Source organism: Algoriphagus lutimaris (assembly GCF_017051705.1).
GTDB lineage: Bacteria > Bacteroidota > Bacteroidia > Cytophagales > Cyclobacteriaceae > Algoriphagus > Algoriphagus lutimaris.
Genome location: NZ_JAFIDJ010000001.1, coordinates 1,097,556 through 1,114,467, shown reverse-complemented (window position 1 = coordinate 1,114,467; position 16,912 = coordinate 1,097,556). Strand labels below are relative to the sequence as shown.

The 16,912-nt window shown below is 36.8% G+C and carries 9 protein-coding genes; 2 read left to right on the top strand and 7 right to left on the bottom strand.

The window, feature by feature from the left end:
* Positions 1–79: 79 nt before the first annotated feature.
* From JYB62_RS04535 to JYB62_RS04505, 7 genes are all read right to left on the bottom strand, one after another.
* Positions 80–4,198, bottom strand: coding sequence for a non-ribosomal peptide synthetase (locus JYB62_RS04535; protein WP_205644236.1), 4,119 nt, complete (start codon positions 4,196–4,198; stop codon positions 80–82).
* A gap of 7 nt (positions 4,199–4,205) precedes the next feature.
* Complete coding sequence (locus JYB62_RS04530) at positions 4,206–4,433, bottom strand: acyl carrier protein (RefSeq protein WP_205644235.1); 228 nt, start codon at positions 4,431–4,433, stop codon at positions 4,206–4,208.
* The gene (locus tag JYB62_RS04525) at positions 4,433–5,194 is read right to left on the bottom strand and encodes a phytanoyl-CoA dioxygenase family protein (RefSeq protein WP_205644234.1); all 762 of its coding nucleotides are present in this window, start codon (positions 5,192–5,194) and stop codon (positions 4,433–4,435) included. Before JYB62_RS04525 ends, JYB62_RS04530 begins: the two co-directional genes overlap by 1 nt.
* Before the next feature lie 21 nt (positions 5,195–5,215).
* Positions 5,216–6,748 (bottom strand): amino acid adenylation domain-containing protein, encoded by a 1,533-nt coding sequence (locus JYB62_RS04520; protein WP_205644233.1) that lies wholly within the window; start codon positions 6,746–6,748, stop codon positions 5,216–5,218.
* On the bottom strand, positions 6,745–7,890 hold the full coding sequence (locus JYB62_RS04515; RefSeq protein WP_205644232.1) for an acyl-CoA dehydrogenase family protein: 1,146 nt from the start codon (positions 7,888–7,890) through the stop codon (positions 6,745–6,747). Before JYB62_RS04515 ends, JYB62_RS04520 begins: the two co-directional genes overlap by 4 nt.
* Positions 7,891–7,895: 5 nt before the next feature.
* Positions 7,896–10,136 (bottom strand): TonB-dependent receptor, encoded by a 2,241-nt coding sequence (locus JYB62_RS04510; protein ID WP_205644231.1) that lies wholly within the window; start codon positions 10,134–10,136, stop codon positions 7,896–7,898.
* 128 nt (positions 10,137–10,264) lie between these two features.
* A complete protein-coding gene (locus JYB62_RS04505) occupies positions 10,265–11,338 on the bottom strand; it encodes an ornithine cyclodeaminase family protein (protein WP_205644230.1) in 1,074 nt (357 codons plus the stop codon).
* A 140-nt stretch (positions 11,339–11,478) separates the two neighbouring features.
* Between JYB62_RS04505 and JYB62_RS04500 the strand changes: the two genes are divergently transcribed.
* The gene (locus JYB62_RS04500; protein ID WP_205644229.1) at positions 11,479–12,708 is read left to right on the top strand and encodes a HupE/UreJ family protein; all 1,230 of its coding nucleotides are present in this window, start codon (positions 11,479–11,481) and stop codon (positions 12,706–12,708) included.
* A gap of 11 nt (positions 12,709–12,719) precedes the next feature.
* A complete protein-coding gene (locus JYB62_RS04495; RefSeq protein WP_205644228.1) occupies positions 12,720–16,901 on the top strand; it encodes a non-ribosomal peptide synthetase in 4,182 nt (1,393 codons plus the stop codon).
* The last annotated feature ends 11 nt before the right edge of the window (positions 16,902–16,912 follow it).

Here is a 16,912-nt window from a genome sequence, read left to right as displayed (position 1 = left end):
AGTTTCAAAGCTAAAACTTTTCAACACATATTTTTTGACAGTGAAAAAAAATGAAACCTCAAAATTCAAAATTAGTAGCTTATGCAATTCCCATTCGTTTCTTGATTTCTACTTCTATTGATGCTGATAGCTTCCGAATTGTATCCTGTTCAAAAAAGTCTTGAATAGATATTTCCAGATTTAGCCTTTTGCTCAAAAGAGAAACGATTCGTATCGCTGATAAAGAATTTCCACCTAATGGTATAAAGGAATCTGTCACATCTATACTGTCCATCTTTAGTACAGTACACCAGGTTCCATGTACAAGCTCTTCAATTTTATTTTTGGGTTTTATAATTGCTTTGTTCTTTGTTGGAGTACTTTTAGTCTGACTTCTCAATAGTGCCTGCTTATCTACTTTTCCATTTGAAGTGAGTGGGAAGGAGTCAACCTGGATAAAAGTAGAAGGGATCATGTTAGGTGGAAGGAAAGACTTTAGATATTCCATCAATTCATTTTTATCTACCTGTGAAGAAGCTTTGAAGTAGGCCCTGATTTCTTTGGAATGAATGGCATGCTCTTGCATACCGATTTCCTGCATGAGCTTGGTAATTTCCTCAGTACTCAGCTCATCATTCAACTCATCTATGGTTTCTTCCCGCTTTTTATGTCCAACGCGGACATCCCAGCTATACGGAAATGCATAGTTGTGGTATCCTTTTTTTCGCTTGTGAACAAAAATTCCCAAATCATTTATGATACAATTCGTACTTCTGCCGGTATCCTTTGGTCTTCTCCACCCAATTTTCTCTTCCAGATAAGCATACATCTCAGAAAGACTTACGTCACTGAATCGATAAAAATCAACAAAAGAGACCTTGGTAAAAACATCGTCTGTTTCAAACATCGATACATCCAAATACTCACTCACTGCATCTTTGCTTCTATGATAGGATTTTCGAGTCTCTAGGATGATTTGATCTATATCTGCCGGATCAAAATGATCCTTTAAGAATAGTTCTTCAGTGAGTCGGGTTTCAAAAAATTGTCCTCTTGAAAGACCCGTAACAATCACCGGTATATTTTTTTCAAGGGCCAGTTGGGTGCTGAGCGTGTATACGGTTTTAAAACAACCATTACACACGTTTTGATGTCTTTCTAAACTATCCCTGAAAATGGCGTTCATGGCATCAGTTCTGCCATAAATATGATCGACCCCAAGTTTATTGACAGTATTATTGATATTCTCCTTGGCATTATCTGAAATAAACCCGTTGTCAAGCGTCCAGGCCAAAACATCAAGCCCAAGTTCTACCAATTTAGCCAAAGCGTAACTACTGTCTTTTCCTCCACTTAATAGCATCAGACAATCGTATTCCTTCTCTTTGTTTTCTCCCAAACCCAAAATCTCTGATTTTAAGTTAGCAATGGATTTAAAGTAAGAAGAAACATTTTTCTGATATTCCTCAAAGGATTCACACAAATTGCAGATTCCTTCTTCATTAAAAGACGCATCAGGATAATTGGATGGAATTCCACAATTCCTACAGTAAAAATCAGGTGCTTGGTATAAATCCTCATTGGAATCAGCAACGACTATATGGGCTTCCTCTATGGTAGGGAATTCGGAAAGCAAAATCTCCAATTCTGCTGATTCAAGCCTGACACCATTCAACTTTATTTGTTCATCTATTCTACCAAAGTATTCTAGTATGCCAGAGGCATTTAACCGAACCAAATCTCCGGTTTTATAGATCATTTGATCTTCATGATATGGATTTCTAATAAAGGATTCAGCTGTGCGTTGAGGATTATTATAATATCCTTTGGCAAGTACTTCACCTCCTAGAAATAAGGTTCCCTTAACGCCCTGCGGAACCGGGTTTAATTTCTCATCCAAAATGTAATAATTACATCCCGAGATAGGTTTTCCTATAGGAACTGAAGTAGCTGTTTCTTTCGGATCAAATTTATGTACGATACAGCCAACTGTTGCTTCTGTAGGACCATATTCATTAATAATTTCAGCTCCTTCCGGAAGTAGTTTTTGGAAGCTGGAAGCGAGTCTAGTCTCAAGATTCTCTCCTCCCAAAATCACAGTATTGAGCCTCGATTCTTTCAAGGAAGATTCCTGGATTATTCTCGCATGGGAGGGGGTAAGCTTAATGGTGTTGATGCTTCTATTCTTAATGACATCCAAAATAGACACGTCAGGGCCACTTTTCTTCTCTGGATAAATATGAATGGTCCCTCCAGAAATTAAAGGCAGAAATAAAGATGTGATCGTTAGATCAAAACCAATGGAAGTAAAGAAAGGCATATGTACTTCCTGACCACTGCTGTACATCCTCTTAGCCTCGGTTAAATAATTTGCTAAAGAACTGAGGGAGATTTCCACACCTTTTGGTTTGCCTGTAGAACCGGAAGTGTAAAGAATATATCCGGTTCGATTGGGGTCTAATTTTAGTTCCGGTTTTAGATCTGCCAATTCGAAAGAAAGAAGATTATTGATCCTTAAATCGATGGATGAAAAGGGTCCAAAATCTGATGATGAGCTTACAATCAATTTAGGACTCAAATCTGCCAAAATTCCTTCCATCCTTCTTTGTGGAAGATCCACAGGCATAGGGACAAATGTGGCTCCAAGCCTTAAAATAGAAAGGACAGAGATGATATATTCGAAGGATCTTTCTTTGTGTACAACCACAATATCCTGTTCTTTAACCCCCTGGTGATTAAGTATTTCTACAGCCTTATTCACCAATGATCTTAGTTCTTGGTAAGAAAGGGTTTTATCTCCCAATATTAAAGCTGGTTCATTTGAATTCCATTCAAAAACAGGTTTAATAAGCTCATCAAAAGTTATCGGAGTACCCTTATTGCTTTTACCTCTAGCGATTAACTCCTTTTCCTCCTTATCTGAAACAAGTTTTATCTCCGAAATTTTTGATTTGTCATCTGAAATAAATGCCTGAAGCAACTTTTCAAAATGGAGTGGGAGTAGGGCTATTTGGCTAGATGTAAAATAAGCTTCATTAATATCGAAATAATAATCAAGGTTTGATTGATCATTAAAATCGAAAGCCTGGAAACGAATTCGATGACCTGCGTCCATCTGCCCTGAAAAAAGCCATTTAGTTATGGTTGGAATTTTTCCAAAATCACCAAAATAAAGGGGGATGTAATTTACTACTGTTTGAATTCCTCTAACGCTTTCTAAAGTTTGGGCACCAGGATAGCCATTTTTAAAAAAGTCGAATAGTTCTTGCCTCACTTTCCCAAAAAGACTTAGGAAGGAGTCTTCAGTGTCTACCTGAATATCAACGGGCAACACCTCAATGAGCAGGCCAGCTGTATTTTTGAATTTACTGAGGTTACGGTTTGGAAAGGGACTTCCTATCCGTAAGGCAGATTCACCCGAAATCCTGGAGATAAAGGCAGCAAAAATAGTAGACCAAATGGTGAATTTTGTTAGGTCGGGATTTAAGGATCTATAGGATTCTGTATTTAGTTTTTCCTCTAAAAGCCCCTTTATTTTTGTACTTATTGGGATTTTCACCCTTCTTGCCTTGGATCGATTTTCAGATTTAAGATTTCCATATAAGGATAACTCCTTAACAGGAATTTGTCCCTTTGACTTCCAATATTCAGCAGCTGGGGTATTTTTATTTTCTCGTTTTTTCTGCTCAAACTCCCGATAATCGTTAAAGCTGACTTGATTTCCAGAATCATTTTCAATTTTCTTTAATTCCGCTTCGTAAAGCTTCCCTAATGCTTCAAACAGAACTTTAAAGGTCGTTGCATCTGCAAGTATGTGGTGAATATTCAAATACCAAATAAAAATTCCCTCTTCTACTTTTAGTAGGATGGAATCGAAGCATCTTTTGGAAAGGACAATTGGTGTTTGAATTCGAGATTTGATGAAAGAATCAAGCGATGCTTTAGGAATCTTCTCGAAAGAAAGATCAAAATCTAAATTGGGTAATACAATTTGCTCAACAACTGAATCTTCATTTTCAAGAAAAACTGTTCTCAGGCAATCATGATTTACAATCAGGTGTTTAAAAGCTAATTGAAAAGTATAGGGAACTATTTCACCATTAAATTCAAATGTATGGGGAAGATAGTTTGAAGTGGAGTCAGGATCCAGCTTTTGACTAGCCCAAATACTTTGCTGACTTCCTGTTAGGCTGGAAATAGAGTCTTTTAATACTTGCAATCTTTATCTATTTTTTCTGCTGCTGGGCAATATATTCTGTAATGGAAAGGACTGTATTAAAATTTTCTATCACCATATCCTGAGGTGGAACTTTAATTTCATACCTCTCCTCCAAATGAGCAATAAGTTTCATAATCGTAATGCTATCAATCAAACCACTGCTCAATAGTTCTTCTTCTTGGTTGACAAGGACGTCTATTTCCTCATGTATATAATTTGTAATTTCTTCTACCATTACTTTGGGTTTAATGCATTATGGTTTCTTTTGACCATATAATCAGGTCTTGGATCTGAAACTTCTTTGATATTATCAATTGGGTTGAAAGTAAACATTAATAGTTTTCTATCAATTACCCCCATGTTTTGATAAGAGCTATGAAGTAAATTACAATGGAAAATATGAATGTCACCGGCTTTCCCAGTAAATGGAATAATGGGGCTATATTTTTTCACCATTTCCGATAAGGTCTTTTGGGTGATCATATATTTCAGATTCTCATCATGTACTCCATCTGGATTATTCAAGTACGAATCCACTTCTCCTTCATTTTGGGATGATGGTATCGCTAATATAGGACCATTTGCTACATCTACATCCGTCAGCAAGATAGCAACGGTCAGAGCATTTGGAGCAATCATCCCATCTTCTTTCCAAAATTTAAAATCTTGATGCCAACTCCAGACACCTGATTCAAGACTACTTTTGGTGTTTAGTTTAGACTGAAATAAATAAAAATCAGTCTTCAAAAGCTGCTCAATAATTTTCGGTAATGAGGAATTTTCAAGTAGTGCAAGAATGGATGAATCAAATTTTTCGGGTGCAAAAATGGTCCGGATTTTTCCAGAGGATTTTTCTCTGAAAAATTCGGGTCCATCTAGTTGCTCAATTTTTTCAATAGCAAGGGTGACCTGATCTAATTCTTTTCCCTCCAGCCAATTACTTATTTGTAAGAAGCCTTGATGATGGTATGTATTGATTTGCTCTTGACTAAGCATAGTTTATTTCACTTTTCTATTTTAATTAGAAAACTGTTTTTCCAACTTTTGGTAATGAACTTTTCCATTGACTGAATGGGGTAGTGATTGAACTTCATAGAAGTGTTTTGGAATACTTGTCTTTGGGAGTAGTTTTAACAATCTCTTTCTCAATGAATCATTATCTAATGGCTTTTCCTTTGGTACTATTGCAGCACATAATTCTCTCATTCCATTTGATTTACAAGTGAAAACAGCCACATCCTTTACTTCTGGGCATTGAATTAATACCTGTTCAATGGCTCCAAGTTCAATCCTATAGCCACTAATCTTTACTTGACGATCCATTCTGCCTACAAATACCAACTCATTATTTTTGTTCAAATAGACAAAGTCGCCTGTTCGATAATATTTTACTTCCTTTCCTTCACTTCTGTAGGTATAAAAAGACTTTTGGTTCAAGGAATCATTATTCCAATAGCCTGACATCATAGTCACGGAATGAACTAGAAATTCTCCTTGTTCCCCAGGAGCAACCTGCTGATCTTCCGAATTCAAAATTAAGTAGCTTGTATTATCCCAAACCTGACCAATAGGAATTTCTTTATCTGGCTCAATAGGCTCTGAAATAGTATAATAAGTACATTGATTCACTTCGGCAGGTCCATAAACATTCGAAATATTCGCATTTGGAGCCTTTTTTAATAACTCGTTTAATTTGATTGCTGGAAAGGATTCACCTCCATACTTAATCCATCTTACTGATGGGAAATCTAAATCAAAACCTCCTTGGATCAATGAAATGAATAATGAAGGGACAGAATACAAAATGGTAACCCCATTTGATCTTACCGCTTCACAAAAACTCCCAAGCATGACTAATTCGCTGGTATTGAAAATATAGGTAGTACAACCGGCATACATTGCTGAAAAGTATCCAAATGTACTTTGATCAAAATGCAAAGAAGCTATATTCCCAATGATGTCATCTTCAGAAACTTCATATAGCAAAGTAGATTGCCTAGCATAAGCCAACCCGCTTGCATGTGTATGGACAATTCCTTTTGGTTCTCCGGTAGAGCCCGAAGTATAAAGGATATAAGCAAGGTCGCTTTGTTCTATTTCTAAATCCAAAGGGTTGGCACTTGCTAATTGAAATATATTTTCCCAAGAAACGCCATGATTTGAACCTATTACTAAAAAATTTTGATTATCAATCTGATCTATAACTCGTTGGTGGGAGGGGATGCTGACTACTACTTTAATTGAGCAATCTGCGATAATTGCATTTAGCCTTTCTGAAGGTTGACTGGGATCTAAGGCCACCAATACAGCTCCCGCTTTTAAAATGCCATATATTGCATAGGCTGTAAAAGCATTTTTCTCAATCAGAATACCGACTCGCTCTCCTTTTTTTACCTGATTTTCTACAAGCCAATTTGCTAGTTGATTGCTTCTAAATTCTAATTCCTGATAGGTGATCTGGGCTTCACCGCTTTTAAAAGCAATTTTGTTCGGAGTCTTTTTTGCTCCGACCGCAATGAGTTCACTTAACAGTTGACTAGTAGAATTCATAGTAATCCATCCAATTTAGCAATAATATTCCTTTGAATATCTGATGTTCCAGAGTATATCAATCCTCCTAATCCATCTCGAAGATCACGTTCTACTTCATATTCTGTTACCACTCCTTTGGCTCCAAAAATTCTAATAAAATCCAAACTGGATTCCACAAAAGCTTCACTGATGTATAGTTTAGCCATTGCCGCTTCTCGTATTAGAGGCAAATCATTTTTATCTAAATATGCTACTTTATAAAGATGCATTTTTGAGGTTTCAAGCCTCAGTCTCATATTGGCGATACGGTTGGAAATAGATTGATATTTACCAATGCTCTGCCCAAAGGATTTGCGTTCGTTGGCGTAAGCAATTGATAATTCTAATTGCTTTTCCATTCTTCCAATCTGACTTGCAAAGATATAGCCCCGCTCTGATTCCATAGCAGAACTAAAAAGACTTAAACCTGAACCCTCTCTTCCCAATCGGTTTTCATCCGGTACAAAACAGTTTTTTAGATAGAGATTTCCCATGGGGGTTGTTCGCATTCCTACTTTATCCCGAACGTCACTACTGGAAAAGCCCTCCATTGTTTTATCCACAATGAAAGCCGTAATTCCCCACTTGCCTAACTTTACATTTGTAGTAGCAAACACAACTGCTATTTCACAAATAGGGGCTAAGGTGATGTAATGCTTTTCTCCATTTAAGATATATCCTCCCTTAACTTTCTCAGCAGTCATTTCTAAGGCATAAGTATCCGAACCAGAACCTTCTTCAGTTATTCCAAATGCTCCAATTGTGCCCGAAATTAATCTAGTCAAATACTTTTGTTTTTGCTCTTCTGTTCCAAAAGCATTGATTGCAACTTGAGTACTCCAAATTTGGGAATTAAGAGAAAAGGGGAGTCCATTGTCTTTACTTCCATAGCCTAGTCCTTCGAGCATCAATACTGTAGTAAGTGAATCAAATCCTCCTCCTCCATATTCCTTTTTAAAAGGCCAACCCAAAACCCCAAACTCAGCACATTTTTTCCATTCTTCTTCTGGAAATATATTATTACGATCTTTTTGAGAAATGTCTTTATTCAGATTATTCTCCGAGAATTTCTTGACCTTCTCTCGTAATTCTAATTGTTCTTTGCTCCAGCTAAAATCCATATAATTTAGAATGTGAATTTCACAAAACCTCTAAAATTGAAAGGAGTACCAGGAGTAAAATGAATCTCACTAACCGGACTTGCTTCGAGGTTTCCATTTGCAAGCCTTATTCTAGATTCCGTATCAAATTGGGTTTCTTTCCAATCAGTATTAAGCAGGTTCTCTATGAAAAAACCAAAAGTGAATGCATTAAAAGTATAATTAGCGTTCATATCAACTACCGTATATCCTTTGGCAACCACACTGTTGTCTTCATTTGCAGGACGATCCTGTAAATACCTGGCTCTTATAGCACCTGCAAAACCATCTTTTTCAAAACTCAATCCTCCTGTTGTAGTAATTCTTGGTGCCAATGGGATGAAATTATTTCCTTCAGGGTCATCTATGCTTCTAGCATATGAGTAGGTGAAATCCCCATCTAAATAGATCCACTTATTTGCTTGCCAACGCAATCCCAAATCTACTCCTCTTCTTGCTGTTCTTCCACTCGCCTCCACAATGCCGGCATCACCTACATAGACAAATTCCTGTTCAAGTCTTAAATACCAAAGCGCTCCATTTACTATTAATCGTGGCATTAATTTAAAATTACCTCCTAAATCAGCACCAAAGGCTCTTGGAAGTATGGATTCATTATTAGGCCTTTCTAACACCAAACGGGTGTCGTTTGAGTGAAAGCCAATTCCTGATTTTAAGAAAACCTGCACATTTTCGTTAGCAGTGTAAATGAAATTCAGTTTGGGACTCACAACTGCCGCATTTAAAGATTCAGGGTCATATTCTGGTGTGAGGTCGTCCTGATATAGATAATTAAAATAATCAACACGTATCCCTGGGTTGATTCTTAGCTTTTTCAAGTAAAGATCAAAATTCACATAGCTGTAATAATTCGACTCAGTGATGTCACCTCTTTGGGTTACAAATCGAACACTATCTCTATTTTTTGTTCCAGCCAATTCATTGTCCCGAATGTCATCATTTCTAAGTCCTACACCAACTTGAAGCGCATATTCTCCACCATTAAATGTATTGCTATATGTAAGTTGGCTTTCTGCTCCAAAAATCGCCCGGTTTTCCCGCTGTCGAATTTGATCTCCATTTACTGAATCTTCTAAGAAGAAAGTAAAGTTTGAAAATAGTTCAAAATCGTAGGTAGAATAGTAGGCGTTATTTTTAATAAATAGACGGTCGTTAATAAGCTTGGTATGATTTAGAGCGATGTTTGTTCTACTTGTATATCCTCCTTCAGTATCATCCAAAGCCCCGAAATTGGTGATTTGACCACTTTCTACCGCACGAACCGGTATCTGTCCTGAAGCATCCCATTTACTGGTAAAATGAGATGCAATTAAACTGATATCACTTCCGTCATCTAATTTTAGACCATACCGCCCCATTAGATTTAACCGGTTAAAATTCTGACTGGATTCAAACGGACCATCACTTGCCAAATATTCTGCAGCTACATATGCATTATTTTTCTGGTCATTCACTAGATTAAATAATCCTACAGTACGGACACTATTGAAACTTCCGCCCTGCACTGAAACAGAACTCTTATCCAATCCTCTTTTTGTTTGGAAGTTTACATAGCCTGCAGTAGCAAAATTTCCTTTATCGGCATTATAGGGTCCTTTATCAAAATCAACCCGCTCTACTGTTTCTGGAATCAAAAAATGGAGATCTGAATATCCTTGTCCATGGGCATGAGATACCATATTGACAGGCATGCCATCAACTGTTATATTTATATCTGTTCCATGGTCAATATCAAATCCACGAAGGAAAATTTGTTCGGCTTTACCCCCTCCAGCATGTTGACCTATGAAAAGCCCAGGTACTTTTCTTAATATATCTTGAGAAGTGTTTACTGGATTTGTTTTAAGATCAATTCGGGAAAGTGTATTTACGGGGTTAACGTCTTGACTGAATACCACTTCTCCAAGTTCAATGGTTGTTTCATCCATCCGCACAGTAACTTCTTTTGAAAGATTATTTACTACAAAAATCTGGGTTTCATACCCAATATGACTTACTTGGAGGGAATCTCCATCTTGAACACCTGCAAGAACAAAATATCCGGATTCATTAGTGTGAGCATGATGCTCTGAGGCATTGTGAATAATATATGCTCCGATAATTGGGGAACTTGCTCTGTCTAAAACTCGGCCTTTTAGTGCTTGGGCGTTTACAAAAATTACTGTAAAAGTAAATAGGACAACGGTGGAGAGTACTATTTTAATCATAGACATTTATTTAAAGCTGGCTTGAAAATCAATTCACAAGGAGAATTGAAATATTTTCTGAAACCTTACTTCATTAAAGGAGATTTTGTTTTAAAAAAATTAATATTTAGTTCAATAAAAATGAATACCTATTGAGCTACATTGATTAGCTGATGAATCATTCCATATGGATTTTTTTCATCAGAACTGTAAGACTCAATATTCATCTTTGTTCCTAGTTTTAATTCATTTGCATATTTGGCAAATAAATTGGCCACAACCTGGTCTTCCAATGCCCATCCAGTAGAATCAAATATGCTTATTCCAGATTGGTACTTTTTGATCAAAACTTGATTATGGATTAATTCAATCCAAGATGGACCAATATCAGAGGGTTCCAATTGCTGACATTCGCCTTCGACAACTGCTTGCTCAAGAAAATCAGGACAAACATAAGATTTCTTCAAAAGTTCCATTGGAAGTTCAAACTTTCCTGGAAAATCTGCTCCCACAGCATTAATATGAAGGTGAGGCTTTGAATTAAATTCTGTAAAAAGCGGCCCTTTTTCAGGAGCTATGGAGGTAGCGGTGCACACAATATCCGATTTTTCCAAGATTTCAGATATGCTAGAGAGCTTAGGAGAAATTCTAAGATTAATAGGATCCAATCGATCCTCTAAGCTATCCATGCAGTTTTGATCGATATCGTAAATTAAAATCTCTTCGATTGGAAACAATCTGGATATAGCATGAATCTGGGTGATTGACTGAGCTCCGCATCCAACAATGCCAAGTGTCTTTGAATTTTGCTTTGCCATCATTTTACTGGCAACTGCACTAGAGGCACCGGTACGTAATGCTGTAAGCAAAACTCCATCTACTAAAAAATTCAAATGACCTGTGTGAGCATCGTAAGAAGAAATAGTTGATAAAATAGTAGGTAGTTTAAAAATGTCTGGGTTTTCAGGATGGTAGCCCACAATTTTAATTAGAACTTCTTCACCTTTCTTCATGATCGGCATCCATTCTACTAAACCAAGGAATGGTTTTTTATAATTAAACCCTGATCGAATGGGTACTTCAGTTTCTGCCTTACTAAAATTTTTAAGCGCTGTTTCTAATTCGGAAATCAGGTCATCCATTACTCTGTCTAACCCAATTTTTGTAATAATCTTATTGACAGCATTACTATCTATAATGATACTTTCTTGATTTTTCTTCATTATTTAAAATAAACAATACCCAATATACAATTTTGAATTAAGGTGTCAATTCATTTTTTTGCCTACTAAAAAGCACAAATTCCATAACTTTTAAATTAAAAGTTTGTTTAACCCAAATAATCCTTAATTCTCTTCGGTATATGTCAACAACCAAATTAATCAGAACAAGTTTTTTATTCTTTCTTTTATTCACACTAGCAGTCAGGGTAGAGGCACATAAACCCAATCAAAATTTTATTTATCTGAGTATTTACGAAGGTAAAATGGATTGTAGGGTAGAACTAAGGAAAAGCGATATCGCAAAAGTATTTGGTTTTGAAATTGGACCAGGAGTAGTTCCTGATGAGAATGACCCAAAAGTTCAAAGGATGCGAGAATATATTCTTAGTCACCTTAAGTTTACATCTTCCCAAGGTGATCATGCTATGGTTTTCACAGACTTAGGTTTGTTGGAATTAAAAGACGGTGATGATTACCTGTTATTTAATTTTTCGATGGAAAACATGAATCCTGTTCCTTCCAATCTAGAGGTTTATGATCAGATTTTTGTAGAAGAATTGAGTAATCATGAATCATTACTTCATATTGAGCGGAACTGGAAAACGGGTGTATTGGCCAATGAATCCTTACCTTCATTGATCTTTGGGACTTCATCTCCAAATCAGACGCTTGACATTGAGGAAGGTTCAGTCCTAACTGGTTTTTTGGCAATGGTGAAATCTGGGATTTACCATATATGGATCGGATTGGATCATATCCTTTTTTTGATAGCCCTTCTGATTCCCTCGGTGATTGTTTACAGACCCAAAAATGCTCCTAAAAAGAAATGGTTAGGAATAAATTATAATGATTTTGATCCTCAGCCAAGTTTTAAAACAGCTTTTATTTCAGTAGTAAAAATAATCACAATTTTTACACTTGCTCACTCCGTAACTTTAAGTTTAGCTGCATTAGAATTGATTAATCTGCCTTCAAGGTTAGTAGAATCGATTATTGCCATTTCTATCGCCATGGCTGCTTTTCATAACATTGTCCCATTTTTAAATAAGAGAGAGTGGCTTATTATTTTAGTATTTGGCCTCTTTCATGGATTTGGATTTGCCTCGGTTTTGGCGGAACAATCAAGAGGAGGGGAGTATCTGGTTTATTCATTAATTGGATTCAATCTGGGAGTAGAAATTGGTCAATTAGGAATTATCATTGTTGCTTTTCCACTTCTTTTCCTACTAAGTAGACTAAAGCAATACTATATCATCGTTGTTGGTTTCTCTCTTTTATTGATGGCTATATCGGCTTATTGGATCATCGAAAGAGCCTTTGGATATGATTTGAAACTTCATACTTGGTTGCTCGAAAAAGGAATCCTTTAGTAGATTAGAGTATGGAAGGAAATTCTGATGATCTTCTTGATCAGTGGCTTAATTTTAACGAACAGGATCGAGGATCTGAAAATTTAGCAGAGGAGCGAATTCCCAAAGCTAACTTATCAGACCATTATCCACTTTCTGTAGCTCAACGGCGCCTTTGGTTCGTCTATCAAAAGAATCCTGAAAGCCCTGTATATAATTATTCAGAGATCTGGAATTTTCAAGGATCCTCTTTTGATCAAGGTGTTTTTACAAAAGCCTTGGAATGCTTAGTTGCCAAGCATCAGATTTTAGCAAGCAATTATGTCGTATTCCAAGAGGAACCTGTGATGGTTTTTCGACAGGAAAAGAGCTTTGATCTTCATGTTGCATATGATATACAGCATGAATCAAATGCCAGAATCTGGCTTAAAAATCTAGCTAGCAAAGCTTTTAGGCTAGAAACAGATCCTTTGATTCGGTTGGGGGTTTGTGATCTTAATAACCAATATTTGATAGGGATCACCTTCCATCATATCATAATTGATGCCTGGTCCATGGGTATTTTGAGGGAAGATTTTGCTGATTTTTATGCTGAGATTTCCAATAATCATCAACAATCAAACTTCTCAGTACCTGAAAATGAGCTGCAATATCAGGATTATACCTCCTGGCAAAAAGAACTTCCCAAATCCGAGTTTATTTCCAATTCATTTACTACGCGTACGGATTCATTTTTAGATCTACCGCTGGATTTTCCAAGGCCGGCTAGTCCAAGTTACCAAGGCAGTTTAATTCGGTTTGCCTTGCCAAAAAAATTAACTGATAAAGTAGCGAAGCTCGTCAGAGATTTTCAAACTACGGACTTTAACCTTTTCCTTGCATGCTTTCAGGTTTTGCTTGGTCGGTATGCAAAAAGTGAAGAGGTAACGGTAGGAATACCAGTCTTCAATAGAGATAAAGAAGAGTTTAAATCCATGGTTGGGTATTTTGTAGATACGCAGGTAATTGAGACTAATCTGGAAAAACATAAATTGTTTCCTGAGCTGATTAAAGAAATCAAAAATGATGTTTTAGAGGCCATTTCTTCCGAAAAACCGAGTTATGAGGATTTGGTAAGTAATTCACAAACAACAAAAGATCAAAGCTACAATCCTTTATTTCAAGCCATGTTTGTGGGGCATTCCGCTGGGGAGAATCCTTTTGAAAACCATGGTCTTTCGGTAGATTTTGAAGTGTTGGATTTAGAGGTTTCTAAATTTGATTTGACGCTGCATCATTTTGGTCTAAAAGCCAATGCTTATCAAATTGGAATAGAAATTAGTACGGATTTATTTAGTCCTGTGTTTGCGGAGCGTTTGAGTCAGCATTTTGCGACACTTTTAGAAAACATATGCGATAATCCAAACCTAGAGATTGACTCTTATTCTCTTATTTCCGAGGAAGAGAATCAATATCTAATTTCAGGTCTTGGTCATGAGTTTCGCCCAGAAAGTAACCAGACTGTTCTCACTGAGATTTTTGAAAACCTAACTAAAAACAAAGATCAAATTGCTGCAGTCTGCGGTTTGGAGCGAATTACTTATGGAGAACTAGATAAGAGAAGTCAAATAATTGCGCAAGAGTTAAAAGAGAATTCAGCTGACCCAAATCAACCTATAGGAATCTTTATGGAAAGGTCCGTGGATTTTCTGGTTTCAATTCTTGCCATCTTAAGATTTGGAGGAGCTTATTTGCCATTGGATCCTGACTATCCGGACCAAAGGATTCTCCAATACCTAAAAGAATCAGGGGCTAAGTATCTCTTGACTCATCGTCATTTAGTTGATTCTAAAGAGTCTGTTAAAGAAAAGTTTAAAATAATAGAAATAGATTCACTTGAATACAATCAAAACATTGATAATCAATTAGATAAAATAAATAATATTGGCGAAAATGCTTACCTTATTTTCACCTCTGGTAGTACTAATAAACCCAAAGGTGTATTGGTTAGCCATGATAATTTATACTCTTCTGTGGCAGCTAGAAAAAGCTATTATAAAGAGTCGCCAACCTCATTCTTATTGGTATCCTCTTTTTCTTTTGACAGTTCTGTGGCTGGAATTTTTTGGTCTTTGTGCTCGGGAGGTAAACTCATTATCACCCAACAAAATGAGACCTTAGACACAGCTGCTCTTTCTGCAATTCTTGCGCGTGAAGAAGTCAGTCACACGCTGATGCTTCCATCCCTTTATCAGGCTCTATTGCAAGGAAATGATAGAACCTGGGATTCTCTAAGGGGAGTAATTTTAGCAGGGGAAGAATTTCCAAACGAATTGATAAAAACGCACTTTGACAAGCTTCCAAATACACGTCTTTTTAACGAATATGGCCCAACAGAGGGGACTGTTTGGTGTACTGTTCAGGAACTAAAGGCTGGGGATTCTTTTCATCGAGTTCCTATAGGTTTAGCTACATCGAATACCTTAGCCTATGTTCTTGATTCAAATCAGAAATTAAGTCCTATCGGTATTCCCGGAGAACTTTGCATTGCTGGTGCTGGACTGACAAAAGGCTATTTATCGGAAAGTGAGACAGCTGTTAAATTCCTGAAAAACCCATTTTCTGATGAATGGGATAGGGTTTATAGGACGGGAGACTTGGTTCGAATACAAAAAGATGGGTTACTGGAATACCTTGGGAGAGAGGACAATCAAGTAAAAATCCGAGGGCACCGAGTAGAATTGACTGAGATTCAAGATTTAGCCCAACGCTATCCAAAAGTTAGTTCGGCCTTAGCAATTGTAAGTGGAGAATCAGAAGCTCAAATAATTTTAGCTATTAAATCGGATGCTAATTTAAAAGAAGAGGAGATGGGGGAATTTTTCCGTCAAAATTTACCCCGATACATGGTTCCGGATTTAATTCTCACTTTGAATGAATTTCCTTTGCTGCCAAACGGAAAAGTAGATTTGAATGCTTTAAAGGGAATTGCGCTAGCTAAGCCAAAGGCATCAATTGCTGCACCAAAAGTTCCTTCTTCGTATTTAGAGCGGCAAGTTGCAGGGATTTGGGCCGATGTAATGGGAGAGGAGGAAGTTCCTGTCAATAAAGATTTTTATGAGTTGGGTGGAAATTCGCTCCAAAGCATTCGAATCATCGCAAGATGCAGAGACATTGGGATTAAGGTTACGCCAGCTCAATTTTTACGTTATTCTACAGTGGAATCGCTAGTCAAGTCTATTCATCATGAAGCGTATCAGAGACCGGTAAACACGCTAGAACTTGAGGTTTTAAAGGTTTGGGAAACCTATCTCAATCAAAAATTAATTGGGGTGAAGGATAGTTTCCAAAAAAATGGAGGTTCGGATTATGAGTGGAGACAGGTTGAGAAAGAGCTGAGCTCCAAATTTACTTTTAAGGAGCCGATCCATATAAATGACTCAATTCAGGATATTTCAAAGAAAATCCTATCTATTAGTAGTTTAGTTGAATTTGAGTCAAAAAATATTAAAAGGGTGATACCTATTAAAACAACCGGGAGAAAATCACCCCTTTTCTGTATTCATAGTGAATTTTATTACGAAACAGTTTATAGCCAATTGACAAGGCATATGCCCGCTGAATACCCGGTTTATGGCATTTTGTCGGTGAGTCCTGAATTGATCAAGACTTCAATACCTAGGAATATTGAAGAGATAGCAAGTCTATGTTTAGAAGATATTAGATTGATTCAATCCAAAGGCCCCTACCGCATTTTATCCTATTCAATCGGGAATGTAGTTGCCTTCGAGATTGCCAGACAATTGCTAGAAGTAGGGGAGCAAGTAAATTTGATCATGATCGATCCTCCGCTGTTTTTTGATAAATCCAGGACCTTTGGAAAAGGAGGTTATAAAAAGCTATTTACCTATTTGGACTACTGGAAGAAACCTGGCCAATTGCTGGAAAAAGTTCGAAAAAAGGTAATAAAGGATTCTAATCCGCCGGTATTGATCCAAGATACAGGCTTATTGAAAAAGTATATTCTTTCTTATAAGCCTGAAAAAATAGCTTGTGACACCTTACTTATAACCACACCCAGGGAATTTAAACATACCTATGAATGGGACCCCTTATTAAATATCGTGGATCGAGAGAAGATTCTAGGTCCACATTTAAAATTGATGAGAGAACCGTATACAGGTCAACTAAATAAGGCAATCGTAAGGAATCTCAAAAAATGGGATGACAAATAGAAAACTATAAA

What these genes read in the sequence shown, in the direction of transcription:
- JYB62_RS04515 (WP_205644232.1), bottom strand. Translation starts at nt 7,890, where the DNA reads ATGGATTTTAGCTGGAGCAAAGAACAATTAGAATTACGAGAGAAGGTC.
- JYB62_RS04520 (WP_205644233.1), bottom strand. Translation starts at nt 6,748, where the DNA reads ATGAATTCTACTAGTCAACTGTTAAGTGAACTCATTGCGGTCGGAGCA.
- JYB62_RS04510 (WP_205644231.1), bottom strand. Translation starts at nt 10,136, where the DNA reads ATGATTAAAATAGTACTCTCCACCGTTGTCCTATTTACTTTTACAGTA.
- JYB62_RS04530 (WP_205644235.1), bottom strand. Translation starts at nt 4,433, where the DNA reads ATGGTAGAAGAAATTACAAATTATATACATGAGGAAATAGACGTCCTT.
- JYB62_RS04500 (WP_205644229.1), top strand. Translation starts at nt 11,479, where the DNA reads ATGTCAACAACCAAATTAATCAGAACAAGTTTTTTATTCTTTCTTTTA.
- JYB62_RS04495 (WP_205644228.1), top strand. Translation starts at nt 12,720, where the DNA reads ATGGAAGGAAATTCTGATGATCTTCTTGATCAGTGGCTTAATTTTAAC.
- JYB62_RS04525 (WP_205644234.1), bottom strand. Translation starts at nt 5,194, where the DNA reads ATGCTTAGTCAAGAGCAAATCAATACATACCATCATCAAGGCTTCTTA.
- JYB62_RS04505 (WP_205644230.1), bottom strand. Translation starts at nt 11,338, where the DNA reads ATGAAGAAAAATCAAGAAAGTATCATTATAGATAGTAATGCTGTCAAT.